General features: G+C 61.2%; 1 protein-coding gene. It reads right to left on the bottom strand.

Translation table 11 applies throughout. The annotated features are described in order from the left end of the window. Positions 1–173 precede the first annotated feature (173 nt). Positions 174–734 (bottom strand): hypothetical protein, encoded by a 561-nt coding sequence (locus QX135_RS32390; protein ID WP_316182715.1) that lies wholly within the window; start codon positions 732–734, stop codon positions 174–176. Positions 735–1,475: the final 741 nt, after the last annotated feature.

Here is a 1,475-nt window from a genome sequence, read left to right as displayed (position 1 = left end):
AAACAAGGCACGATAGTCGTCGTGGCAACCCCACTGTCACAGAAATTATCGTGTCTCACTTAAGGGGTGCAGTCCAGTGCACAATATTAGAGTGGCTCGCCTATCGAGAAAATGCCCACAACGACCGCCGCAACAAGCAAGTCATGACGGCGCAATACCGAAAGATCCCCCCATCATCTCCCGGCGGGATCGGCCTCCAGCACGACCTTCGCCACGGGATAACGCCAGTCGTTCTTCGTGTTGTCGGCGGCGGCATCGATGCCTGCCACGATGACCGCACCGAGGATCCCGCCGTTCACGCCGCTGGCCAGACGAGCCTGACGCGTCGAATCGAAGGGCGCGACCGTGATCATCCGCTTTTGATAGCCGGGCTTCTGGCAGGTCACGGCAAGCGAGCTCGACTGTCCGCGATAGAGCGGCACGCGCACCTTCGCGGGGCTCGTCATGGTTGCGCTGAAACCGGAGGCTTCCAGTGAGCAGGAGGCCCCGGCCATCTCGACCTCGCCTCCTCCACCGGGATTGTGAAACGTCCGCACTTCCACAAGCTGGTCACCCGCGAACTCGGGCACGCTTGCGTCGGTTCGGCGCTTCGGCTCGTAGACGTCGATTCCTCGGCTGCCCGTGCTGGACCTGATGTCGGTCACATTGTTGACCGCAAGCGGCGCAGCACACCCGCCAAGACACGCCCCTCCAAGGATGGCCAGCCAGGTGGCCATCCAACGCAAATAGTCCATTTGAGCCCCCACAGCACCCCTACTGTTGTTGACTAGCGGTAGCAGGGGCCGATCTGGGGAACAATAGCCGCAACCTTAGGGGGAATAGAGCGACTATCAAAAACCGATGACGTTGCGGACAGGACACAGTCGCTGTCGTCCCCCAGCATCAAATACGTCGGTGGTCATGTGTCAGACGATCGCCAGCGGCGGGAATTCAGGGCCATCAACATGACGCGGTTGCTCCGCCACAACCTTCCTCGCGATCAATGCCAGGGCGGCGCGTTCAGTACCTGCACAGGTTGCAGTGACCGGTGGGCATCCCGGATCATGGCGCGACGGCGCTGCGCTTTCCAGCAACATGTGCTGTGAGGATGCGCGGACAAACTTATTTCATCAGGCCGCTCAACACGATCACCCCTGTCCAGTCCGCTTCTGAAAAATATTTCTCTTCCATTTTTCCGAAACTCATGATTGACTGTCCCCATCCCGTGCTCCTCGAGAGGGGCGGATCGCGATCGTCACGGACGTTGGGCGCGGGATGCGGTGGCCGCAGGCGGGTCGCAGCGTGCTTGAGGCGCGCGGACGAACGACTCCGTGCGGACGTGAAATCGCGTGGTCCTGGCGCCCCGAAGCTGGCGCCAAGTCCTCAGGGGATGATGACCCCGAGGGCGACGGTGGCTACCTGTGGAGCCTCAGGAGGTTGTCCTCGGTTAAACCGAGTCTGCTGATAGGCGGCTGGGAGTTTATGCCGCCGTGAGG

Source organism: Bradyrhizobium sp. SZCCHNR1098 (assembly GCF_032489375.1).
GTDB lineage: Bacteria > Pseudomonadota > Alphaproteobacteria > Rhizobiales > Xanthobacteraceae > Bradyrhizobium.
Note: the sequence above shows the minus strand (reverse complement) of the source record. Positions and strands in the feature narration are given on the sequence as shown.